This is a genomic window from Methylobacterium sp. J-090 (assembly GCF_022829345.1).
In the GTDB taxonomy this organism is placed as follows: domain Bacteria; phylum Pseudomonadota; class Alphaproteobacteria; order Rhizobiales; family Beijerinckiaceae; genus Methylobacterium.
In genome coordinates, this window is record NZ_JAKSXV010000096.1 from 61,317 (window position 1) to 83,778 (window position 22,462).

Consider the following 22,462-nt stretch of genomic DNA (forward strand, 5'->3'; position numbering starts at 1 on the left):
TGTTTCTGCGGAAAGACTTCGTTTCCACCAGGATGGCGGGCGAAAGAACGAGCGGGGCGAAGCGCCGGGTGCGTCGCCGCGCGTCAGGGAGATGATCCGATCCATGAACGAGACGCCGCGCGAGCTCGGCTCGGCCGATATCCAGAAGGTCCTGGAACTCCTGCCGCACCGCTATCCCTTCCTGATGATCGACCGGATCGTCGACATCGACGGTGACCGGTCCTGTGTCGGCATCAAGAACGTCACGATCAACGAGCCGCAATTCACCGGTCACTTTCCCGGCCTGCCGGTGTTCCCCGGTGTGCTCCTCATCGAGGGCATGGCCCAGACCGCGGGTGCCATCTGCTGCCAGCACATCATGACCGACGAGTTGCGCGCCAAGCAGGTGTTCTTCATGACCATCGACAAGTGCAAGTTCCGCAAGCCCGTCGTGCCCGGCGATACCGTGCGCTATCACATGACCAAGATGAACCAGCGCCGCACCATGTGGTGGTTCCGAGGCCAGGCCAGGGTCGGTGACATCCTGGTGGCGGAGGCCGAGATCGGTGCCATGCTGGTGACGGAATGAGGGGTCTGGTGGGGATACATCCGAGCGCGGTGATCGAGGACGGCGCGACCCTCGGGGCCGACGTGCGGATCGGCCCGTTCTGCCATGTCGGGCCGGACGTCAAGCTCGGCGACGGCTGTGAGCTCGTGAGCCACGTGGTCGTGGCCGGGCGCACCGCCATCGGCCCGCGTACGCGCCTCTACCCCTTCGCTTCCATCGGGCACCCGCCTCAGGACCTGAAATTCCGCGGCGAGGTCTCGACCCTCACCATCGGTGCCGATTGCCTCATCCGCGAAGGCGTCACGATGAATCCCGGCACCGCCGGTGGCGGCCTCGAGACCACGGTCGGTGACAATTGTACCTTCCTCGCCAACTCCCATGTCGGGCACGATTGCCGCGTGGGGAACGGGGTGGTGTTCTCCAACAACGTCATGCTCGCCGGCCATTGCAGCGTGGGTGATTTCGCCATCCTCGGTGGCGGCGCAGCGGTGATTCAGTTCGCCCGCGTCGGGGCGCACGCCTTCGTCGGCGGCCTGTCGGGTCTGGAGAACGACTGCATTCCCTACGGCATGGCACTCGGCAACCGGGCCTACCTGTCGGGCCTCAACATCATCGGACTGCAGCGCCGGGGTTTCGCCCGCGAGGACATCCATGCCCTGCGTCGAGCGTATCGCCTGCTCTTCGCTCCTGAGGGTACCCTGATGGAGCGCGTGGAGGACGTGGCGGCGGAGTTCGACACCCACCGCGGCGTCGCCGAGATCGTCACGTTCATCCGCGCCGGCGGCAAGCGCTCGATCTGCACCCCGCGCGAGAATCCGGGCGCGCCTTGAGGGCGTCGCCGGCTCCCCTCGTCCTCGTCGCCGGGGCGGGACGCCTTCCCGAACTCGTGGCCGAGTCCCTCGATCGCGCCGGGCGCCCGTTCCGGATCCTGGCGATCCGGGGCTTCGCCGAGCGTGCCATGCGCGCCCGCGCCGAAGCCTCCGTCGATCTCCTCGACATCGCCGGGGTGCTGGCCATCCTCAAGGCCTGGGGGCCGGTGAGCGTGGTGCCGGCCGGCGGCGTCTCGCGGCCGAACCCGGCCGCCATCCTCAACGCCGCCGCGGCCTTACGCAACCGCGATGCCCTCAAGGCCATCGCGGGCGGCGGGGACGACCGCCTCCTGCGTGGGGCGCTCGCCCTTCTGGAGGAGAACGGCCACGGCGTCGTCGGCGTCCACGAAGTTGCGCCCGATCTCCTGAGTCCCGAGGGCATCATGGGCCGGCATGCGCCGGACGCCGCCGCCCTCGAATCCATCGCCACGGGCCACGCGCTCCTCGGCGCCCTCGCGCCCTACGATGTCGGGCAGGCCGCCGTGGTGGTGGCCCAGCGCGCCGTCGCCGTGGAAGGTCCCGAGGGCACCGACCGGATGCTCGCCCGCGCCCGGGCCCTGGGGCGCAAACCCTTCGGTCTCGGGGCGGCGCAGCCCGGCACCGTCCTCGTCAAGGTCGCCAAGGTCGGGCAGGACCTGCGCGTCGATCTGCCGGCCATCGGCCCACGCACCATCGCGGCGGCGGCCGGCGCCGGCTGCGCCGGCCTCGCGATCCAGGCCGGGTTCACCCTCATCATCGACCGGCCCGCGACGGTCGCCGCCGCCGACCGTGCGGGCCTGTTCCTCATTGGGCTGAGGATCGACGCATGAGCGGCAGCCTCGTCCCGAGAAAAATCTGGCTGGTGGCGGGCGAGGATTCCGGTGACCAACTGGGGGCCAAGCTGATGCCCGCCCTCGTCGCCCTGTCCGAGCGGCCTATCCGGTTCGGCGGCGTCGGCGGCGAGGCGATGGCGGCTCAAGGCTTCCAGTCGCTGTTTCCCATCGATGATGTCGCCGTCATGGGCTACCTGCCCGTGGCGGCCCGCCTACGTACCCTGCTGCGCCGGATCCGTCAGACTGTGCGCGACGTGATCGAGGCCCGGCCCGATGTTCTCGTCATCATCGACAGTCCTGGCTTCACCCATGCGGTGGCCTCGCGCGTGCGGAAGCGAATGCCGCACCTGCCCATCGTCGATTACGTATCGCCGAGCGTATGGGCGTGGCGCCCGTGGCGGGCGGCCCGGATGCGGCCGTTCATCGACCATGTGCTGGCCCTGCTGCCGTTCGAGCCGGAGGCGCATCGACGCCTCGGCGGGCCGGCCTGCACCTATGTCGGTCATCCGCTTATCGAGCGCCTGTCGGAACTGCGCCCCGACCCCCGGGAAGTGGAAGCGCGGGAAGCCTCGCCACCGACCCTGGTGATCCTGCCGGGGTCGCGCCGCTCGGAGATCGAGCGGCTGATGCCGGTCTTCGGCGCAACCCTGGGGCGCCTCACGGAGCGCTTCGGTCCCATCGAGGCGGTGCTGCCGGCCGTGAGCCGCCACCGCGCGCTCATCGAGCGGATGGCGCTGGTTTGGGACGCCCCCGTGCGCGTCGTCCACGGCGAGGCGGGAAAGCATGCCGCCTTCCGGCGCGCCCGAGCGGCGCTCGCCGCGTCCGGCACCGTCACCCTGGAACTCGCGCTCGCCGGCGTGCCCATGGTGGTGGCCTACAAGGTGTCGCGCATCGAGGAGGCCGTGGCCCGGCGCCTGATCCAGGTGCCGACCATCGTTCTGCCGAACCTGATCCTGGCCCGCAACGCCATGCCGGAATTCATCCAGGCGGAGTGCACGGCTACGCGCCTCGTCGACGCCCTGGCGCCTCTCCTCACCGGCGGACCGGCCCGCGACGCCCAGGTCGAGGCCCTGGCGCGGATCGATGGCCTGATGCAACTTCCCGGTGGCGACGAGCCGAGCCGAAGCGCGGCACGGATCGTCCTCGGCGCGACGCGGGCGGCCTGATCGACGAAAGCCAAGGCTTGCGATAGCTTTCCGGCAGGCCAACCGGGGCGCGGTCCTGATACGGTGCGACGCACGCTGAAATTTCTCCACACGATGGGGGCCATCGGGCTCATGGGTGCGATGGCGTGCCTCGTCGTCATGCTGAGTTTCACGCCCTCGCCAACCTCCCTATCGGGCTATGCGCTGATGCGCGGTGTCATGGGCGCAGTGGCATCGTGGATCTTTCTCCCGTCCCTCGCGCTCACGCTGCTCGCCGGCCTCCTGGCCATTGCGCAGCGCGCCTTTCACAATGCGGGCTGGGCCTGGGTGAAGCTCGCGACCGGCGTCCTGATGTTCGAGGGTGGGTTGGTCTACGTGCAAGGACCGATGCGGCAGGAGGCCGACCTCAGCGCCGCTGCGCTGGCCGGTGACGGCAATCCGGCGATGCTCGGCCAAGCCCTGGAGGGCGAGGGAGGTACCCTGTGGGTGCTCCTCGCGGTCGCGACCGCCAACGTCGCCCTCGCCATCTGGCGCCCCCGTCTCATCCGGCCGCCTGTGCGTGCGGCCGGGCCGTAGACCTCAGTGGAGATCCAGACGTCGAAGCGTCTGAACGACCTTGTCCCGTGCGGCTCCCGCCAGGGGCAGGACAGGGCGTGGCGGTCGGGTGTTGCAGAGGCCGAGTTCCTCGGCGCACGTATACATCACGCGCAGACTCGAGAATTCCCTGAACAGACTCCAGAGCGTTTGCAGCCGCGCGTCCAACGCCCTCGCCGCATCGGCATCTCCGTCCCGCACGGCCCGGACGATAGCCATGGCGGCGTGCGGAAACAGACCGCCCATGACGCTGTACCAAGCGTCACCGCCCGCCAGCAGGGCCTCGACGGCGTTCCAATCACCGCTGTAGCCGAGTGAGAAGCCGGCCGGCACTGTCTCGCGCAGCTTCATCAGATGCGCGGCGATCTCAGGCCGCTCCGGGGCCGGGCTCTTGAGCGCAATGATCCCGGTTTCACGGCTGAGGCGACCGACGAGGGCGGGCGTGAAGGTGAAGTGGGTGGTGCCGGGGTTGTCGTAGATGCAAAGCGGCAGACCGCTCTCCCGGGCGACGGTGGCGAAGTGCTCGAACACCTCGTCCTCCGTCAGCGGCGTATAGGAGACCGGGGCCAGCAGGCCGGCCGTCGCGCCGATGGCCCGGGCATCCCGCGCGAGCGCCACGGCCGCGTCGGTGCGGAGCGCTCCGACACCGACGAGGATCGGCACCCGTCCACCCACCACGTCGATGGCCGTCTCCAGGGCGCGCCGTCGCTCGGGCCTGGACAGGTACGGGTATGAGCCGGTGCTGCCGAGGAGCCCGATGGAATCGACACCTGCCGCGCAGAGAGGAGCGAGGAGGCGGCGCAACGCGCCGGCATCGACGCGACCGTCCGCATCGGCCGGCGTGATCGGGAACGCGGAAAGCCCGTTCGGAAGAGTCACTGGGCACCTCAGGCGACGGGATGTGTCCCGCCCAACCGCGATTCGAAAGCCCCGCCCGGTGATCCGGACGGGGCTCCGTGTCTTTAGCCGCGCTGGTCGATGGGGACGTACTCGCGCTGGGCCGGGCCGATGTAGAGCTGGCGCGGACGGCCGATCTTCTGCGACGGGTCCTCGATCATCTCGGCCCACTGGGCGATCCAACCCGTGGTGCGGGCAAGCGCGAACAGCACCGTGAACATCGAGGTCGGGAAGCCCATCGCCTTGAGGGTGATGCCCGAGTAGAAATCGATGTTCGGGTAGAGCTTTTTCTCGATGAAGTACTCGTCTTCCAGGGCGATCTTCTCGAGCTGGACGGCGACCTCCAGAAGTGGATCGTCCTTGATCCCGAGCTGGCCGAGCACCTCGTGGGTGGTCTTCTGCATGATGCGCGCGCGCGGATCGTAGTTCTTGTACACGCGGTGGCCGAAGCCCATGAGGCGGAACGGGTCGTTCTTGTCCTTGGCTTTGGCGACGTACTTGGCCACGTTCTCGGGGTGACCGATCTCTTCGAGCATCTTCAGAGCCGCCTCGTTGGCGCCGCCATGCGCCGGTCCCCACAGGCAGGCGATGCCGGCGGCGACGCAGGCGAACGGGTTGGCCCCCGATGAGCCGGCGAGGCGCACGGTGGAGGTCGAGGCATTTTGCTCGTGGTCGGCGTGAAGGATGAAGATCCGATCCAGCGCCCGAGCGAAGATCGGATTGACCTTGAAGTCCTCGCACGGAACCGCAAAGCACATCCGCAGGAAGTTTGACGTATAATCGAGGTCGTTCTTTGGATACACGAACGGCTGGCCGATGGAGTACTTGTAGGCCATCGCCGCCAACGTCGGCATCTTGGCAATCATGCGCAAGCTCGCGATCATCCGCTGCTTGTCGTCCGAGATGTCCGTCGAGTCGTGATAGAACGCCGACAGGGCGCCGACGCAGGCAACCATGATCGCCATGGGGTGGGCGTCGCGGCGGAACCCCTGGAAGAAGCGGTTCATCTGGTCGTGCACCATGGTGTGGCGCGTGACCCGGTAGTCGAAATCGGCCTTCTGGGCCGGCGTCGGCAATTCGCCGAACAGCATGAGGTAGCAGGTTTCGAGGAAGTCGCCGCTCTCGGCGATCTGGTCGATGGGGTAGCCGCGATAGAGCAGTACGCCGGCATCGCCGTCGATGTAGGTGATCTTCGATTCGCACGAGGCCGTGGAGGTGAAGCCCGGGTCGAAGGTGAACTTGCCGGTCTTGGCGTAGAGCTTGCCGATATCGATGACGTCGGGGCCGATGGTGCCGGTCTTGATCGGCAGCTCGACCTGCGCGTCGCCCACAGTGATGGTGCTGATGGCGCTCATGGAGACCTGGACCCTTTCGTGGCAGCGGGGCGGCGCCGGCCCGCGTGGCTATGGTTCGCCAACCCGGCTCCGGGGCGCAAGAGCGGCGAATGCTGCACTTGCTCACACGAGCACCGAGTTAGCGGATCGGTCGACCGCCTTCAACAGAGCGCTCGCCTCACGGAGGCCCGGAAGCGAGAACCGGGCCGGATTGTCATTCGGCCCATCGGTTCTTCTCGGGTGAAAGCAGCCCCATGCGCGTCAGGCGGCGGATGCCTGATCGTGCAGGCGGCCGAGGCACTCCTCGCGGCCGAGCACAGCCATCACATCGAAGACCGGCGGGGAAGTCGTTCGCCCCGTAAGCGCCGCCCGAAGGGGCTGGGCGATCTGGCCGAGCTTGATCGCCGCCGACTCGGCGAAGGCGCGCACGGCCCCTTCCGTCCCAGCGACGCTCCACTCGGGAAGCGCCTCCAGGGTGGGCAGGATTGCGGCGAGGCGCCCCCGCGCATCGGGACCGAGGAGCCCGGTCGCCTTCTCGTCGAGGACCAGTGGCCGAGCCGCCGTGAGGTAGTAGGCGCTGTCGAGGAGATCGACGAGGGTCTTGGCGCGTTCCTTCAGGCCTGGCATCGCCGCCGTCAGCTTCTCGCGGAGTTCCGACGCCATGGGTGTCGCGATGCCGCGCGACGGTCCGAGAGCGGGCAGCACGCCCTCGATGGCGGTGACGAGGTCGGCGTCGTCCGCGCCCCGGATGTAGAGCCCGTTGAGATTCTCCAGCTTCGCGAAGTCGAACCGGGCCGGTGATCGCCCGATGGCGCCGAGGTCGAAGGCCGCCACCATCTCGTCGGTGGAGAATACCTCCTGGTCGCCGTGGCTCCAGCCGAGACGCACGAGGTAGTTGCGCAGCGCCGCCGGCAGGTAGCCGAGGTCGCGATAGGCATCGACGCCGAGTGCGCCGTGGCGCTTCGACAGCTTGGCCCCGTCCGCCCCGTGAATCAGGGGGATGTGCGCCATGGCCGGTGCCGTCCAGCCGAGGGCATCGGAGATCTGGCGCTGGCGCGCCGCGTTGGTGAGATGATCGTCGCCCCGAATCACCTGGGTCACGCCCATGTCGTGGTCGTCGACCACCACGGCGAGCATGTAGGTCGGGTTGCCGTCGGAGCGCAGGAGCACGAGGTCGTCGAGATCCTTGTTCTGCCAGACGACGCGGCCCTGCACGCCGTCCTCGATCACGGTCTCGCCCGCGACGGGCGCGCGCAGGCGGATCACCGGCTTCACGCCGGCGGGTGCCTCGGCGGGATCACGGTCGCGCCAGCGGCCGTCGTAGCGCAGGGGCCGGCCCTCCGCCCGCGCCGCCTCGCGCATGGCGGTCAGTTCGTCCGGCGTCGCGTAGCAACGATAGGCGTGGCCGGAGGCGAGCAGGCTTTCGGCGGCCTCTCGATGCCGATCGGCCCGGGCGTACTGGTAGATGACGTCGCCGTCCCAATCGAGGCCGAGCCAGCGCATGCCGTCGAGGATCGCGTCGATGGCCCCCTGCGTCGAGCGTTCGCGGTCCGTATCCTCAATGCGCAGGAGCATGCGGCCGCCGAAGCGGCGGGCATAGAGCCAGTTGAACAGGGCGGTGCGCGCGCCGCCGATATGGAGATAGCCCGTGGGCGAGGGCGCGAAGCGCGTGACGACGGCTGACGACATCGATATTGGCTTGAACTTCCGAAGTGGAGCGGGCCGGTGGCGGATCGACCGGCCCGGGGATGCGCGTGTAGCATGCGGGAAGGCAGGCGTTAAGAAATCGTCGCCCCGGGCGTCGACGGCGCTCATGGGCCGCACGGCGTCGACGCTCGGAGACGTCGCAGGATGGCGCAAGGGGGCGCACGGGCCGCCGGAGGGGTGTGGACGCGTGCCGCCGGCCGCCTGTCCGCGCCGTCCCTGTGGCTCGGCGCACTGCGCGATGGTCTCGCTGCCGAGTTCGCGCGCGAGGTTGCGCAGCGCCGGCTGTTTCCCTGGCTCGCCGTGGCGTTCGGCCTCGGCATCCTCTTCTGCCTGACCGCGACATCCGGGCCGCCGATCCTGCCCGCTCCCCTCTTGGCGGCGGCGCTCCTGACGGCGTTGATGCCCCTCCTGGCCGCCCGCCCCCTTGCGCTGGCCCTCGTCCTCGGGCTCGTCGCCGCCCTCCTCGGCTTCGCCGCCGCCGCGTTCCGGGTCGCGCAGGTGGCGAGCCCGGTTCTGGCGCGCACCACCATCGCGCCGCTCGTCGGCCTCATCGAGGCCCTCGATGAACGCGAGGAAGGGGCCCGCCTCATCGTCCGGGTCGAGAGCTTCGGCACCCTGGCGCCGGAGCAGCGTCCGCGCCGGGTGCGGGTCTCGTTCAAGAAGGCGCCGCCTTTGAAGCCCGGCGACCGCATCGCCGCGACGGCGCGCCTGCTTCCGCCACCGGAGGCGGCGCGGCCGGGCGGCTACGATTTCGCGCGCGATGCCTATTTTCGTGGAATCGGGGCGGTGGGCTCCCTCGTCGGCACGATCCAGGTGCGGCCTCCGGCCGGCGACCTTCCCCGATTCCTGCGCCTCGCCGCGGCCGTCGACGACGCCCGCAATGCTCTCACGCGCCGCATCACCGATGCCAATGGCGGGCAGGCCGGGGCGGTGGCCGCCGCCCTCGTCACGGGCAAGCGCGGGCTCATCAACGCGGAGACCAATGACATCCTGCGCGCCGCCGGAATCTACCACGTCGTTTCAATATCCGGGCTCCACATGGTGCTCGCCGCCGGCGTCGTGTTCTGGCTCGTACGGGCGCTCCTCGCGCTGGTCCCGGCCCTGGCCCTGCGCTGGCCGATCAAGAAGATCGCCGCCGCCTGCGCCATGGCGGGCGTGACGGCCTATTGCGTGTTTTCCGGCTGGGACATCGCCGCCGAGCGGGCGCTGATCATGACCCTGGTGATGCTCGGCGCGATCCTCGTGGACAGGCCGGCCCTCAGCATGCGCAACCTCGCGCTCGCGGCCCTCATCGCCCTGGCGCGCGAACCGGATGGGCTCCTCGGCCCGAGCTTCCAGATGTCGTTCGGGGCCGTTGCGGGCCTCATCGCCTGCGCACCCCTCATCGGGTCCATGGGCCTGCATGGGCAGGGCGCAGGGCGCCTCGGTCGCGCTGCCATCTGGGTTGCTACCGCCATCATCGGGACCCTGGCGACGACACTCGTGGCGCAGTTCGCCACGGCGCCGTTCGCCACCTATCATTTCCAAACGGTCCAACCCTTCGGCCTCGTCGGCAACGCCCTGACCTTGCCGCTGGTGTCCCTGGCGGTGATGCCGGCGGCGGTGCTCGGCATCCTGGCCTACCCCTTCGCCCTCGATCAGCCGGTGTGGTGGCTCATGGGCCTCGCGGTGCGCGGGATGCTCACCATTTCCACCTGGATCGCCGGCTTCGATCGCGCGACCTACGTGGTGCCGGCCTTCGGACCGGGTGCCCTCACGGCGATGGCGGCAGGCTTCGTCCTGATCACCCTGCCGGTGTCGCGCCTGCGCTGGCTCGGTCTCCTGCCCATGGGGCTCGGCGTGGCCCTGGCGGCCACGCCCACGCGGCCGGACATCTACATCGACCGGGAGGGGGCTGGCATCGCGGTCCGTGCCGCCGACGGCCGTTTGGCGACCCTCGGGCGACCGCCCGCCTTCGTGCTGGAACAGTGGCTGAAGGCCGACGGCGATGGGCGCCGGGCCGGCACCGTCACGGCCCTGACGACGGCCCGTTGCGACCGTCTCGGCTGCGCGGCGCGACTGCCGGACGGGCGCGTCTTGGCCCTCGTGACCGATAAGCGCGCGCTCGGTGAGGATTGCGCTCGAGCCGACATCCTCGTCACCCGTCGCGACGCACCGCCGGGCTGCGCGGCGAAACACATCCTCGACCGGTCGTTCCTCGCTGGGCACGGGGCCGCGGTGATTCATCTCCCGGCGACTGGGGATCCCGTCGTGACGACGGCGCGGCGCCCCGGCGAGCTCGTGCCCTGGCGTCCGGTCCGTTCAGTGCCGCCGGTGACCGTTCCGTCCTCCGTCGCTCCCAGATCATCCCCGGTCCCGGAGGTCGACGAGCCGGGGCCGACATCCGAAGATTCGGGTGAGAACCTTCAGTAGCGTCGCACCAGACTGACGAGGCGGCCCTGAATCTGAACGCGGTCCGGACCGAGAACACGGGTTTCATAGGCGGGGTTGGCCGCTTCCAAGGCGATGGAAGAGCCGCGCCTGCGTAGCCGCTTCAGGGTCGCCTCCTCGTCGTCGATGAGGGCAACGATGATATCGCCGGTGTTGGCCGTGTCCTGCTTGCGGATCACCACGAGGTCGCCGTCGAGGATGCCGGCATCCACCATCGAATCGCCACGGACTTCCAGGGCGTAGTGCTCGCCCCCCGAGAGGAAGTCCGGCGACAGGGTGACGGAATGGCTCTGTTCCTGGATCGCCGAGATGGGCGTGCCGGCTGCGATGCGGCCCATGACCGGGATGGTGATAGACCGGCCTTCGCCGTCCGTCGCCCGCGTCGTGGTCAGGCGTGCCGCCGGCATCCGCTCGACGGCTTCCTTGCCCTTGCCGCCTTCGACGACGCTCGGGGTGAAGCGGCGCGCCTCCGGGGGCGCCGCCGCTCTCACGGCACCGCTCTGCCCACCCAGGCTCTCCGGCATGCGGATCACCTCGATCGCCCGCGCGCGGTTCGGCAGGCGACGCAGAAACCCGCGCTCTTCCAGGGCTGTGATCAAGCGATGGATGCCCGATTTCGACTTCAGGTCGAGGGCATCCTTCATCTCGTCGAACGAGGGCGGCACGCCACCCTCGTTCATTTTCTTCTGAATGAATTGAAGCAGATCCAGCTGCTTGCGCGTCAACATGCCGACACCCGTCCCCGCGGTAGAGGAATGCAGCAACCGCTGCAGAAACAAATCGCGAACACGCTAGACGTTCCGGGAGTGTTCCGCAAGGGTTCTGCCGAAAGTTGCACTCTCGTGCGTATTGATCGGCATGAAGGGGCGTGTGCCAGCCCCTGGACTTCAATCGGTTCCGCCCGGGATGGGCATGCTGATTTCGGAGCACGGTGGGCCTGTGCCGTCAAAAGCGGGCTCACCTATCCGGGTGTGTTTGTCCGGGTGCGTTCGTGAGGCGCCCTCGCGTGCCGAACGGGATTGCCCGCACGGGTTCGACCGACGAAGTTGGGCGGGTCTACAGGATGCGCCGGTCCAGTCGCAGGATGCGGCAGAGATCGCCGGCCCTGGCGGGGTCGGCGTGGGGCGGTCGGATCAACAGGGCCTCGGCTTGGCCGAGGACGGAGAGCATGGAAGAATCCTGTCGGTTCTCCGGGTGGACCACGGGCAGGCGGTCGGGTGCCGAGTCGAGGCGGGCACGCATATAGTCCTGGCGCCCATCGTTTGCCGGCATGGCATGGCCGAGTGTGGCCGGCTCGCTGCGGTCCTCGCCCGCCCGTGGGTCGCCGAGGAGCGCGCGGATCGCCGGCACCACGAACAGCAGGCCGCAGACAATGGACGAGACCGGATTGCCGGGCAGGCCGATCACCGTGGTGGGGCCGAGACGCCCGTGCATCAACGGCTTGCCGGGGCGGAGCGCGACGCGCCAGAACCCGAGCTCCAATCCCTGGCGGGTCAGCGCCGATTGCACGAGGTCGTGGTCACCCACCGACGCGCCGCCGAGGGTGACGAGGATATCGGCACGGGCCGCAACGGCCTGCGCGAGGGCCGCTTCGAGGGCGTCCAGGGTGTCGCCGGCAATGCCGAGATCGACGGTTTCCGCCCCGGCCTCGCGGGCGAGGGCACCGACCGCGAGGGCGTTGGAGGCGACGATCTGGTCCCAGCGCGCCGGCGCGCCGGGCGCCACGAGCTCGTCGCCGGTGGCGAGGATCGCCACACGCGGGCGCCGGCGCAGTTCGAGCCGGGCATGGCCGGCGGCGGCGGCGAGGGCCGTGCGGCGTGCATCCAGGGTGTCGCCGGCGCGCAGGAGCACGTCGCCCGCCAGGAAATCGAGGCCGCTCGGGCGCACGAAGCGGCCGGCCGCCACGGGCTCGCGGGCGACGACTTGGCCGTCCGCGGCGTCGGCGTTTTCCTGGATCAGGATGGCGTCTGCGCCCTCGGGTACGGGCGCCCCGGTGAAGATACGCACGGCCTCGCCCGGTCCGACGGTCTCGGTGAAGCCATGACCGGCGGCACTCGTGCCGATGACGCGCAACGCGGCCGGACACGTGGCGATGTCCTCGGCGCGCACGGCGTAGCCGTCCATGGCCGAGGCGGGGAAGGGGGGCTGGGTGCGGGTGGCGCGGACATCCTCGGCCAACGTGCGGCCTGCGGCCTCCGCGATGGCGACGGATTCGGCCGAGACGGGGTCGGGGATGCCGGCGAGAATCCGGCGCAGGGCTTCCGCGACGGCGATCGGCCCGCTCAAACGGCATCCTCCGCCAGATAGGCGCCGGAGCGGCCGCCATCCTTGGCCAGAAGCCGGATGCCCTCGATGCGCATGCCCCGGTCGGCGGCCTTCACCATGTCGTAGATGGTCAGGCACGCCACCGAGACGGCGGTGAGCGCTTCCATCTCGACGCCGGTCGGCCCGAGCACCTTGACCTCGGCCGTGACCCGAAGACCCGGTAGGGCCTCGTCCACGTCACAATCGACCCGAACCTTGGCGATCAGCAGCGGGTGGCAGAGCGGAATGAGCTCGTGGGTGCGCTTGGCCGCCATGATGCCGGCGAGGCGCGCCGTGCCGATGACGTCGCCTTTCTTGGCGTCGCCCTCGCGGATCAGCGCCAGGGTCTCGGGCCGCATCACCACGGTGCCGACGGCGCGGGCCGTGCGGGTGGTGGCGGCCTTGTCCGAGACATCGACCATGTTGGCGGCACCCGCCGCGTCGAGATGAGTCAGTTCGGCCAAGGGTCCGTCCTCATGCGTCGCCGAAGAGCAGGTGCCGGGTCGCTTCCGCCACATCGTCCTGGCGCATCAGACTCTCGCCGACGAGGACCGTGCGCAGGCCGTTCTCGCCGAGCCGCACCACGTCGGCATGGCCCGAGATCCCGCTCTCGGCCACGGCGATGCGGTCCTGCGGCACGCCGTGGCCGAGGCGGATCGCCGTCTCGAACGAGACCTCGAAGGTCTTGAGGTTGCGGTTGTTGATACCGATGAGCTTCGTGCCGAGGGGAATCGCCCGGGCGAGCTCGGCATCGTCGTGGACTTCCACCAGCACGTCCATGCCGAGGTCGTTCGCGGTTTCGACCAGGGCTTCCGCCTCGTCGTCGTCGAGGCAGGCCATGATGGCGAGGATGCAGTCGGCCCCCCAGGCGCGGGCCTCGAACACCTGGTAGGGTTCGAACAGGAAATCCTTGCGCAGGACCGGCAATGAGCAGGCATCGCGGGCCTGGGTGAGATACTCCGGCTTGCCCTGAAACGAGGGCGTGTCGGTGAGCACCGAGAGACAGGTGGCGCCGCCCGTCTCGTAGGCTTTCGCGATGGTGGCGGAATCGAAATCGGCGCGGATCAAACCCTTCGAGGGCGAGGCCTTCTTCACTTCGGCGATGAGGGCCGGGCGACCTTGCGCGATATGGGTCGCGAGGGCGTCGGCGAAGCCCCGGGCCGGACTCATGACGGCGACACGCTTCTCGAGCTTGGTCTGCGGCACCCGCAGCTTGGCCTCCGCGATCTCGCGGCGCTTGTAGGCCTCGATTCGGGCGAGCACGTCGGTGCGCGCGGTGGAGGCCGTGTCATCGGTCGCGGGATCGGACATGAGACGGCCTTCAGGCGTTCGAAACGTGGACGAGGGCGGCCAGCGTCGCGCGGGCCGCGCCGGAATCGAGGGCGTCTTCCGCCCGCACGACGCCCTCACGGAGGGTCGCGGCGGCGCCCGCCACCACGAGGGCGGCGCCGGCATTGATCACGCCGATGTCGCGATAGGCGTTGCGGGCCCCCTCCAGCACCCCGTGCAGGGCGGCGGCGTTGTGCTCGGGGTCGCCGCCGCGCAGGGCGTCGAGGGTGTGGAGGCGCAAGCCCACCTCGCGCGGATCGAGGGTGAGGTGGGACAGGTGGCCCCCGTCCAACGCGACGACGGCGGTGGGGCCGGTGACGGTGATCTCGTCGAGGCCGTCCGAGCCGTGCACGGTCCAGACGCGCTCGCTCCCGAGTTCAGCGAGCACCCGGGTCAGGGGCTCGGCCCAGGCGGGGGCCGAGACGCCGAAGAGCTGGAACTTGACCCCGGCAGGATTGGCGAGGGGGCCGAGGAGGTTGAAGATCGTACGGGTGGGGAGTTCGGCCCGCACGGGCGCCACGTGGCGCATGGCGCCGTGATGGGTCTGAGCGAACATGAAGCACAGGCCGGTCTCGGCGAGGCAGCGCGCGAGGCCGGCCGGGTCGAGGCCGATGCGGACGCCGAGCGCCGACAGGACGTCGGCGGCGCCCGAGCGCGAGGTCGCGGCACGGTTGCCGTGCTTGGCCACGGGCACGCCGCAGGAAGCCGTGACGATCGCCGCCAGGGTCGAGACGTTGTAGCTGCCCGAGTGATCCCCCCCGGTGCCGACGACATCGATGGCGCCCGGCACGGCGGCCACGGGCAGCATCCGCGCCCGCATGGCCTCGACGGCGCCGACGATCTCGTCGGGCGTCTCGCCGCGCACCTTGAGGGCGATGAGGAAGGCGCTGGCCTGGACGGGCGTCACCTCACCCGAGAGCAGATCGTCGAAGGCGCGGCGGGCCTCGGCGCGGTCGAGGCTCGTGCCGGCGGCGACTTTCGCGAGGAGCGGCTTGAACGAATCCACCTGAACGAATCCACGGGCCGGTTGGAATGAGATCAATCAGCTTTGATCGATCGCTCAATGCACGCCGGGCCGGCCCTTGTCACGCGATCCGTTCCAGGCTGCCGCGATGTCGAGGAAATTCCGCAGGATCTGCGACCCGTGATGGGACAAGATGCTTTCGGGGTGGAACTGCACCCCGTGTACGGGCAGCGTTGTGTGCTGCAACCCCATGATGAGCCCATCGGCCTCCGCCGTGACGGCCAGCGTCTCCGGGCAGTTCGTGCGCTCGACCACGAGGGAATGGTAGCGGGTCGCGTCGAACGGGCCGTTGAGCCCGCGAAAGATCCCCGAAGCCCGGTGCTCGATGGACGAGACCTTGCCGTGCATGGGACTGGGCGCGCGCACCACGTCGCCGCCGAAGGCCTGCCCGATGGCCTGGAGCCCGAGGCAGACGCCGAAGATCGGGATCTCGCCCGAGAGATCGCGCACCACGTCGAGGCAGATGCCGGCCTCGTTGGGCGAGCACGGCCCCGGCGACAGCACCACGGCATCGGGCGACCGCTCGCGGATCTCCGCGATGGTGATGCAATCGTTGCGCACCACCTCGATGGACCCGCAGAGCGGGCCGATCAGGTGGACGAGGTTCCACGTGAACGAGTCATAATTGTCGATGACGAGGACGTTGGACATCGGTCGCTCACTGGCCATGATCGGCGGTTTGACCGCACGAGGCAGCGCGGTCAACCACGCCGCCTACTGCCCCCGTCGCGCCCGGCTCGCATACATCACCGCATCCTCGGCGGCGCGGAATAGCGCCTTGGCCTTGTTGACGCATTCCTGCTGCTCGGAGGCCGGGTCGGAATCGTAGACGATACCGGCGCCTGCCTGCACGTGCATGCGGCCGTCCTTCACGATGGCCGTGCGCAGCACGATGCAGGTGTCCATCTCGCCCCGCGCGCCGAAATAGCCGACGCAACCGCCGTAGGGACCGCGCTTCTCGCGCTCCAGTTCGTCGATGATCTCCATGGCCCTGACCTTGGGCGCGCCCGAGACCGTGCCGGCGGGAAACCCGGCGGCGAGGGCGTCGAGGGTGTCATGGCGCGGATCGAGGTCGCCTTCGACGTTGGAGACGATGTGCATCACATGACTGTAGTATTCGAGGAAGAACGAACCCGTGACCGTCACGGAGCCGATCCTGGCGACGCGGCCGACATCGTTGCGGCCGAGGTCGAGCAGCATGAGGTGTTCGGAGCGCTCCTTCGGGTCGGCGAGCAACTCCTGCGCCAGGGCCTTGTCCTCGGCGGGCGTCGCACCGCGCCGCCGCGTGCCGGCGATGGGCCGGATGGTGACGCGCGCGTCGCGCACCCGCACGAGGATCTCGGGTGACGAGCACACCACCTGAAACGCCTCGAAATCGAGGTAGCACAGGAACGGGGCCGGATTCGTCCGCCGCAGGGAGCGATAGAGCGCGATGGCCGGCAGGGTGAACGGCGCCTCGAAGCGCTGCGACAGCACCACCTGGAACACGTCCCCGGCGACGATGTACTCCTTCGCCCGCGCCACCATGCCGAGATACTCGGCCGGCGTGGTGTTCGAGACGGGCTCGGGCGGCGCGATGGCGCGCGGGTCGATGCGGGCATCAACGGGGAGGGGACCTTCGAGGGCCTCGGCCACCCGTTCGAGGCGAGCGAGGACGGCCTCGTAGGCGGCGCGCGCGGAGATTCCGGGCTCCGGCCGCACGGGACCGACCACGGTGATCACGTCGCGCACGGAATCGAACACCACCATCACGCGGGGGCGAACGAGGATCGCGTCGGGCACGCCGAGGGGATCGGGGTTCGGCACCCCGAGATTCTCCATGGCCCGGACCATGTCGTAGCCGAGGTAGCCGAACAGGCCCGCCGCCATGGGCGGCAGGGGCTCGGCCTCGGTCTCGACGCCGATGGCGCTCTCGGCGATGAGGGCGCGCAGGCTCGCGAGCGGGGCCGAATCGTCCGCGACGAAGGCGGTGAGGCCGGGGTCGCGGGCGATCTCCGGCCGCCCGTCGCGGCAGCGCCACGCGAGATCCGGGTCGAGGCCGATCATCGAGTAGCGGCCGCGCACGACCCCGCCCTCGACGGATTCGAGCAGGAAGGCCGGCCCGGCATGGCGCGCGCGCAGCTTCAGGAACGCGGCGACGGGGGTCTCGAGGTCGGCCAGCAAGGTGAGGTTGAGGAGGGTCGGGCGCCCCGCCTCGTAGGCTTCCGTGAAGGCTGCGTCGTCGTGGGTGTGCGTCATCGGCAGATCAATACTCGCCGCCACCGACGGCCCGGCGGAAGGCCGCCTGGTTGACGGTGATGCCGACCGATTTCTGGACCTCGGCGATGTACTCGCCGAGCACGTCGTCGGCCAGCGTCGACTGGAAGCGCTTGGCGATGGCCTCGTCGGCCGGCGCGCCGGGCACGTAGGCCGGCATGGTGGCGGCCGTGACCTTGAACAGGGCGCGGCGCTCGCCGGCCTCCGCCGAGGCCGACTTGTCGATGGCGGTGGCGAAGATGCGGTTGACCACGTCGGCGGTGAGGTCGCCCTGGGGCTGATTGCGGGCGATGTCGGATACAGTCTCGACGTTGAGGCCTGCGGACTGCGCCACGGCCTCCATGCTCTCGCCCTTGTCGAGGCGGTCGGACAGTTCCTTGGCCTTGGCGGTCAGCAGACGTGCGCTCTCGGCGGCGCGCCAGCGGGCCACGACCTCGTCGCGGACGGCCTCCAGGGGCTTGTCGTGAGCGCGGTCGATGTTGGTGATGTCGTACCAGACGTAGCCACCCGACTTCGTACGCAGGGGCTCGTTGTCGCCGCCGACCTCGGAACGGAACAGGGCCGCGACGGTGGTCTCGCGGTCGGGGATTCCCGCCACGGGATTGCCATCCGCGTCGAGGCCCTGGGCGTTCAGGGCCGGCACCGCCACGAGGGTGAGGCCGCGATCCTTGGCGATCTCGGCCAGGGGCTTGGTGTTGGCGCGGGCGTCCTCGATGGCGTCGTGGGCGGCCTCGATGCCGCTCGTCGCGCGCTCCAACGCAATGGACTTTGCGATGTCGGCCCGGACGTCGGCCAGGGGCTTCAGGGTCTCGGGCTCGATGGCGGTGACGCGCAGGAGTACGGTGCCGAACCGGCCCTTCACGGGGGCGCTGACGGTGTCCTTGGCGAGCGCGAAGGCGGCGTCGGCCACGGGCTTGTCGAACAGCTCGGCCTTGGTGAGGGTGCCCAGCGTCAGGTTCTTGGCGTCCGCGCCGCTCTCGGCGGCGACGGCCTCGAAGGGCGCCTGGTTGGCGTCGAGCTTCTTACGGGCGGCCTCGGCGGACGCTTCATCGGGAAACACGATCTGCTGGATCGTGCGGCGCTCCGGCGTCCCATACTTGGCGCGGTCGGCCTCGTAGCGCTTGGCGATGTCCTCCGGAGTCACCGCATCGGGCTTGGCCATGGCCTGCGGATCGAGCACCAGAAGGTTCACCGCGCGGGTCTCGGACGCCCGAAACGCGTACTTGTTCTCCTCATAATACGCCTTGAGCGCCTCGTCCGTGGGAGCCGCGATCTCGCCGACGAGGGAGGGCGGCAGCATCATGAGCGTCACGGCACGCCGCTCGGTGGTGTAGCGATGCACCGCCTCGCGGAGCGCCGCCGGCACGTGAAGGTCGGCGGCCACGGCTTCGGCGAGCTGGAGGCGGGCGGCGACGGAGCGCTGCTCGCGCACGAAGGTCGCCTCGTTCAGGCCGGCGCGCTGCAGGGTCTGGAAGAACAGCGCCGGGTCGAACTTGCCGTCGGCGCCCTGGAAGCTCTTCTCCTCGCGGATGGCGCGCAGGACGGAGGCGTCCGGGATGCTGAGGCCGAGGGACGCGGTCTGCTGGTCGAGAGACGCCTCGCTCACGAGCTGAGCCAGGACCTGGCGGTCGAGGCCGAGCGCCCGGGCCTGATCCGGCGTCAGGGTGCGGCGGGTCTGGCTCTGGTAGCGCTGGAGCTGGTTCTGATAGGCGCTGCGCACGGCCTCGGCCGAGATCGGCGTCTTGCCGACGGTGGCGACGGTGCTGGTCGACCCTGCGCGAAAGAATTCCTCGACGCCGAAGATCGCGACACCGGCGATGAGGAAGACGAACACCACGGAGAGGATGATCTTGCCGAGCCAGTGCTGGCTCGCCTTGCGCATGTTCGTCAGCATCGAAAGGTCCGGGTTCTTGTCTTTGAAAATGGCGCGCGGACGGGCCGGCTCCACTCTGAAGGTCGCCCGCGATAGACCATCCGCACGCCATCGCAAAGACCGCCGGCCCGGGGCCTCGTCGGTTTGCGCCCCGCCCGGCTGATCTGGTAGGGCCGGCGCGAAGCTGGACGGGACGACAGGCGGAGCGGAGATCCATGACGAAGGCGGGACGCAGGCCACTGGTCGCGGGCAATTGGAAGATGAACGGCCTGCGCAGCTCGGTCTCCGTGGTGGAGGCGGTGCGCAACGGTCTCAGCCCGGACCTGCTCTGTGACGTCGATGTCCTGATCTGTCCGCCCTCGACCCTGATCTCGTCCTGCGTCGCGGCGGTCTACGGATCGCCCGTCGCCATCGGCGGCCAGAATCTCCACGCCAAGCGCAATGGCGCCTTCACCGGCAGCATCTCGGCCGAGATGCTGGCCGATCTCGGCGCGTCCTACGTCATCGTCGGCCATTCCGAGCGACGGGCCTACCACCACGAGACCGACGACGGCGTCCACGCCAAGGCGCTCGGCGCTCGGCGCGCCGGTCTGTGCGGCATCATCTGCGTCGGGGAGACTCAGGACGAGCGCGAGGAGGGCCGCACCCTCGACATCGTGCGGGCGCAGCTCGCCATCGGCGTGCCGAAGGGCGCCACGGGGGCCGATACGGTCATCGCCTACGAGCCGGTCTGGGCCATCGGCACCGGCCTGACCCCGACGCCGGCCGACATCGCCGAGGTCCACGCGTCCCTGCGCGAGATGCTCGGCCAGCTCATCGGCCCGGAAGCCGCGAAGGTCCGCATCCTCTACGGCGGTTCGGTCAAGCCCGGAAACGCCCGCGAACTCATGGCGGTTGAGAACGTCGACGGCGCCCTCGTCGGTGGCGCAAGCCTCGTCGCCGACGACTTCCTGGGGATCGTCAACGCCTACGCCCGCTGACCCCACCGTCGATTGGCGTTTCCGCGCTTTCTGGTGTAACAGCCGGCCAAATAAGCGGCCGACGTGGTTGCGTGCGTCGCGCCCGATCCCTCCCGCGTGCGCCTTGATTGTGCCGCCCCTGGATAAACAATGCAGACCGTCCTGATCTCGATTCACCTCATCGTCGTCCTCGGCCTCATCGCCGTGGTGCTGCTCCAGCGCTCCGAGGGTGGCCTCGGTCTCGGCGGTGGCGGCAGCGGCGGCGTGTCCGGCTTCATGACCGGGCGCGGACAGGCCAACGCCCTGACCCGGGCCACCGCGATCCTGGCGGCCCTGTTCTTCGCCACCAGCATGACCCTCGGTGTGATGTCGCATCGCAGCGCTGCCCCGCGCTCGATCCTGGACGGTGCCGGGACCTCGCAGCCCGCGGGTCAACCGAATGCGGGTAACCTGCTCGACACCCTTCGGCAGAACCAGGGCGGTGCCGCGCCCGCAACCCCGGCGGCGCCCACCGCTCCCGCCGCGCCAGCGACCCCCGAGGCGCCGCAGTCGCGCTGATCGCGGCGAACCACCGCCCTCGCTCGTCACTCGCTCGGCCGTCCGTCGCCGGGACTTTACCGGCCCGATCACGCTTGGGCCCGAGACCATCGACGCCCCCGGTACGCCGACACTCCGCGTATGCCCTCGCAGCGCGGGGGATAAGCGTTTTTGTGGTTTGGCGAATCGTCCACCCTTGTTTATGGACCGAGGCCCATGACGCGGTACGTTTTCATCACCGGCGGCGTGGTCTCCTCGCTCGGCAAGGGTCTCGCATCGGCGGCCCTCGCGGCCCTGCTCCAGGCGCGCGGCCACACGGTCCGCCTGCGCAAGCTCGACCCCTATCTCAACGTCGATCCGGGCACGATGAGCCCGACGCAGCACGGCGAGGTCTTCGTCACCGACGACGGCGCCGAGACCGACCTCGATCTCGGCCATTACGAGCGCTTCACCGGCCTCGCCGCGACGCGCGCCGACAACATCACCACGGGCCGGATCTACCTCGACATCATCACCAAGGAGCGGCGCGGCGATTACCTCGGCGCCACCATCCAGGTGATCCCGCACGTCACCAACGCCATCAAGGCGTTCGTGCTCGAGGGCAACGAGGCGTTCGATTTCGTCCTCGTCGAGATCGGCGGCACGGTGGGCGACATCGAGGGGCTGCCGTTCTTCGAGGCGATCCGTCAACTCGGTCAGGAACTGCCGCGCGGCGCCACCGCGTTCGTGCATCTCACCCTGCTGCCCTACATCCCGTCGGCGGGCGAACTGAAGACCAAACCGACGCAGCACTCGGTCAAGGAGCTGCGCTCCATCGGCATCCAGCCCGACATGCTGCTGTGCCGCTGCGACCGTCCGATTCCGGTGGACGAGCGGCGCAAGCTCGCCCTGTTCTGCAACGTGCGCGAGACCGCCGTCATCGAGGCGCGCGATGTCGCCTCGATCTACGACGTGCCCCTGTCCTACCGCGAGGCCGGCCTCGACCGCGAGGTCCTGGCGCATTTCGGAATCGAGCCGAAGGGCGAACCGGACCTGTCGCGCTGGCACACCATCTCGGAGCGCGTGCGCAACCCCGAGGGTGAGGTCTCCATCGCCATCGTCGGCAAGTACACGGGCCTGAAGGACGCCTACAAGTCGCTCACGGAAGCTCTCACCCATGGCGGCATCGCCCACCGGGTGAAGGTCAACCTCGAATGGATCGAGGCCGAGGTGTTCGAGCGCGAGGACCCGGCTCCGTTCCTCGAGGGCATCAACGGTATCCTCGTGCCCGGCGGCTTCGGCCAGCGCGGCGCGGAAGGGAAGATCCGCGCGGCCCGCTACGCCCGCGAGCGCAAGATCCCGTATTTCGGCATCTGCTTCGGCATGCAGATGGCGGTGATCGAGGCGGCGCGGTCACTGGCCGGCGTGCCGGACGCGAACTCGACGGAGTTCGGCGAGACCACGCAGCCCGTGGTCGGCCTTCTCACCGAGTGGCTACGCGGCAACGAACTGGAGCAGCGTGCGGCTGCCGGCGACCTCGGCGGCACCATGCGGCTCGGTGCCTACGACGCCACCCTGCACGCCGACACCAAGATCGCCGCGATCTACGGCACGACGGCCATTTCCGAGCGCCACCGCCACCGCTACGAGGTGAACATGGCCTATCGCGAGCGGCTCGAGGCCAAAGGTCTTCGCTTCTCCGGCCTGTCGCCGGACGGGCTCCTTCCGGAGACCGTCGAGCATGTCGGGCACCCGTGGTTCATTGGGGTGCAGTTCCACCCGGAGCTGAAGTCGCGTCCGTTCGAGCCGCACCCGCTGTTCCAGAGCTTCGTGGGTGCCGCCATCGTCCAGAGCCGGCTGGTCTGA

Annotated in this window: 20 protein-coding genes; 9 read left to right on the plus strand and 11 right to left on the minus strand. The window is 69.5% G+C overall.

Translation table 11 applies throughout. From position 1 onward, the window contains the following. Positions 1-103 precede the first annotated feature (103 nt). From fabZ to MKK49_RS17250, 5 genes are all read left to right on the plus strand, one after another. Positions 104-568: a 3-hydroxyacyl-ACP dehydratase FabZ gene (gene fabZ / locus MKK49_RS17230; protein ID WP_244030673.1), complete on the plus strand. Its 465-nt coding sequence runs from the start codon at positions 104-106 to the stop codon at positions 566-568. Continuing rightward, the gene (lpxA, locus tag MKK49_RS17235) at positions 565-1,377 is read left to right on the plus strand and encodes an acyl-ACP--UDP-N-acetylglucosamine O-acyltransferase (protein ID WP_244030676.1); all 813 of its coding nucleotides are present in this window, start codon (positions 565-567) and stop codon (positions 1,375-1,377) included. The genes fabZ and lpxA overlap by 4 nt, the downstream gene beginning before the upstream one ends. Next, complete coding sequence (locus MKK49_RS17240) at positions 1,374-2,225, plus strand: LpxI family protein (protein ID WP_244030679.1); 852 nt, start codon at positions 1,374-1,376, stop codon at positions 2,223-2,225. Before lpxA ends, MKK49_RS17240 begins: the two co-directional genes overlap by 4 nt. Then, positions 2,222-3,394 carry a lipid-A-disaccharide synthase gene (gene lpxB, locus MKK49_RS17245; RefSeq protein WP_244030688.1) on the plus strand — a complete coding sequence of 391 codons (1,173 nt, stop codon included), beginning with the start codon at positions 2,222-2,224 and terminating at the stop codon, positions 3,392-3,394. Before MKK49_RS17240 ends, lpxB begins: the two co-directional genes overlap by 4 nt. 63 nt (positions 3,395-3,457) lie before the next feature. Continuing rightward, positions 3,458-3,949, plus strand: coding sequence for a hypothetical protein (locus tag MKK49_RS17250; protein ID WP_244030689.1), 492 nt, complete (start codon positions 3,458-3,460; stop codon positions 3,947-3,949). A 3-nt stretch (positions 3,950-3,952) separates the two neighbouring features. On the opposite strand, the gene MKK49_RS17255 is transcribed toward MKK49_RS17250, so the two are convergent. The 3 genes from MKK49_RS17255 to gltX form a co-directional block, all read right to left on the minus strand. Continuing rightward, positions 3,953-4,846: a dihydrodipicolinate synthase family protein gene (locus MKK49_RS17255; protein ID WP_244030691.1), complete on the minus strand. Its 894-nt coding sequence runs from the start codon at positions 4,844-4,846 to the stop codon at positions 3,953-3,955. An 83-nt stretch (positions 4,847-4,929) separates the two neighbouring features. Beyond that, complete coding sequence (gltA, locus tag MKK49_RS17260) at positions 4,930-6,219, minus strand: citrate synthase (protein ID WP_244030693.1); 1,290 nt, start codon at positions 6,217-6,219, stop codon at positions 4,930-4,932. Positions 6,220-6,459: 240 nt separating this feature from the next. After that, complete coding sequence (gene gltX / locus MKK49_RS17265) at positions 6,460-7,887, minus strand: glutamate--tRNA ligase (RefSeq protein ID WP_244030700.1); 1,428 nt, start codon at positions 7,885-7,887, stop codon at positions 6,460-6,462. 162 nt (positions 7,888-8,049) lie between these two features. Between gltX and MKK49_RS17270 the strand changes: the two genes are divergently transcribed. Continuing rightward, complete coding sequence (locus tag MKK49_RS17270) at positions 8,050-10,317, plus strand: ComEC/Rec2 family competence protein (RefSeq protein WP_244030701.1); 2,268 nt, start codon at positions 8,050-8,052, stop codon at positions 10,315-10,317. Here MKK49_RS17270 and lexA read toward each other — a convergent pair. The 8 genes from lexA to MKK49_RS17310 all read right to left on the minus strand — a co-directional run bounded on the left by lexA (position 10,311) and on the right by MKK49_RS17310 (position 19,142). Further along, on the minus strand, positions 10,311-11,063 hold the full coding sequence (lexA, locus tag MKK49_RS17275; RefSeq protein ID WP_244030703.1) for a transcriptional repressor LexA: 753 nt from the start codon (positions 11,061-11,063) through the stop codon (positions 10,311-10,313). The genes MKK49_RS17270 and lexA overlap by 7 nt on opposite strands. Before the next feature lie 328 nt (positions 11,064-11,391). Next, a complete protein-coding gene (glp, locus tag MKK49_RS17280; protein ID WP_244030705.1) occupies positions 11,392-12,621 on the minus strand; it encodes a gephyrin-like molybdotransferase Glp in 1,230 nt (409 codons plus the stop codon). After that, positions 12,618-13,103: a cyclic pyranopterin monophosphate synthase MoaC gene (gene moaC, locus MKK49_RS17285; RefSeq protein ID WP_244030707.1), complete on the minus strand. Its 486-nt coding sequence runs from the start codon at positions 13,101-13,103 to the stop codon at positions 12,618-12,620. The genes glp and moaC overlap by 4 nt, the downstream gene beginning before the upstream one ends. Positions 13,104-13,113: 10 nt before the next feature. Continuing rightward, positions 13,114-13,950, minus strand: coding sequence for an indole-3-glycerol phosphate synthase TrpC (trpC, locus tag MKK49_RS17290; RefSeq protein ID WP_244030709.1), 837 nt, complete (start codon positions 13,948-13,950; stop codon positions 13,114-13,116). 10 nt (positions 13,951-13,960) lie between these two features. Further along, the gene (gene trpD / locus MKK49_RS17295) at positions 13,961-14,974 is read right to left on the minus strand and encodes an anthranilate phosphoribosyltransferase (RefSeq protein WP_244030711.1); all 1,014 of its coding nucleotides are present in this window, start codon (positions 14,972-14,974) and stop codon (positions 13,961-13,963) included. A gap of 54 nt (positions 14,975-15,028) precedes the next feature. Next, complete coding sequence (locus tag MKK49_RS17300) at positions 15,029-15,643, minus strand: anthranilate synthase component II (RefSeq protein WP_244030713.1); 615 nt, start codon at positions 15,641-15,643, stop codon at positions 15,029-15,031. 63 nt (positions 15,644-15,706) lie between these two features. Next, positions 15,707-17,230 (minus strand): anthranilate synthase component I, encoded by a 1,524-nt coding sequence (gene trpE / locus MKK49_RS17305; protein WP_244030715.1) that lies wholly within the window; start codon positions 17,228-17,230, stop codon positions 15,707-15,709. A 7-nt stretch (positions 17,231-17,237) separates the two neighbouring features. After that, positions 17,238-19,142: a SurA N-terminal domain-containing protein gene (locus MKK49_RS17310; protein ID WP_244030716.1), complete on the minus strand. Its 1,905-nt coding sequence runs from the start codon at positions 19,140-19,142 to the stop codon at positions 17,238-17,240. A 194-nt stretch (positions 19,143-19,336) separates the two neighbouring features. Here MKK49_RS17310 and tpiA point away from each other — a divergent pair, with 194 nt between their 5' ends. The 3 genes from tpiA to MKK49_RS17325 all read left to right on the plus strand — a co-directional run bounded on the left by tpiA (position 19,337) and on the right by MKK49_RS17325 (position 22,462). Then, positions 19,337-20,101 (plus strand): triose-phosphate isomerase, encoded by a 765-nt coding sequence (gene tpiA, locus MKK49_RS17315; RefSeq protein ID WP_244030718.1) that lies wholly within the window; start codon positions 19,337-19,339, stop codon positions 20,099-20,101. A gap of 129 nt (positions 20,102-20,230) precedes the next feature. Beyond that, the gene (gene secG, locus MKK49_RS17320) at positions 20,231-20,638 is read left to right on the plus strand and encodes a preprotein translocase subunit SecG (RefSeq protein ID WP_244030724.1); all 408 of its coding nucleotides are present in this window, start codon (positions 20,231-20,233) and stop codon (positions 20,636-20,638) included. A 195-nt stretch (positions 20,639-20,833) separates the two neighbouring features. Beyond that, the gene (locus MKK49_RS17325) at positions 20,834-22,462 is read left to right on the plus strand and encodes a CTP synthase (protein ID WP_244030733.1); all 1,629 of its coding nucleotides are present in this window, start codon (positions 20,834-20,836) and stop codon (positions 22,460-22,462) included.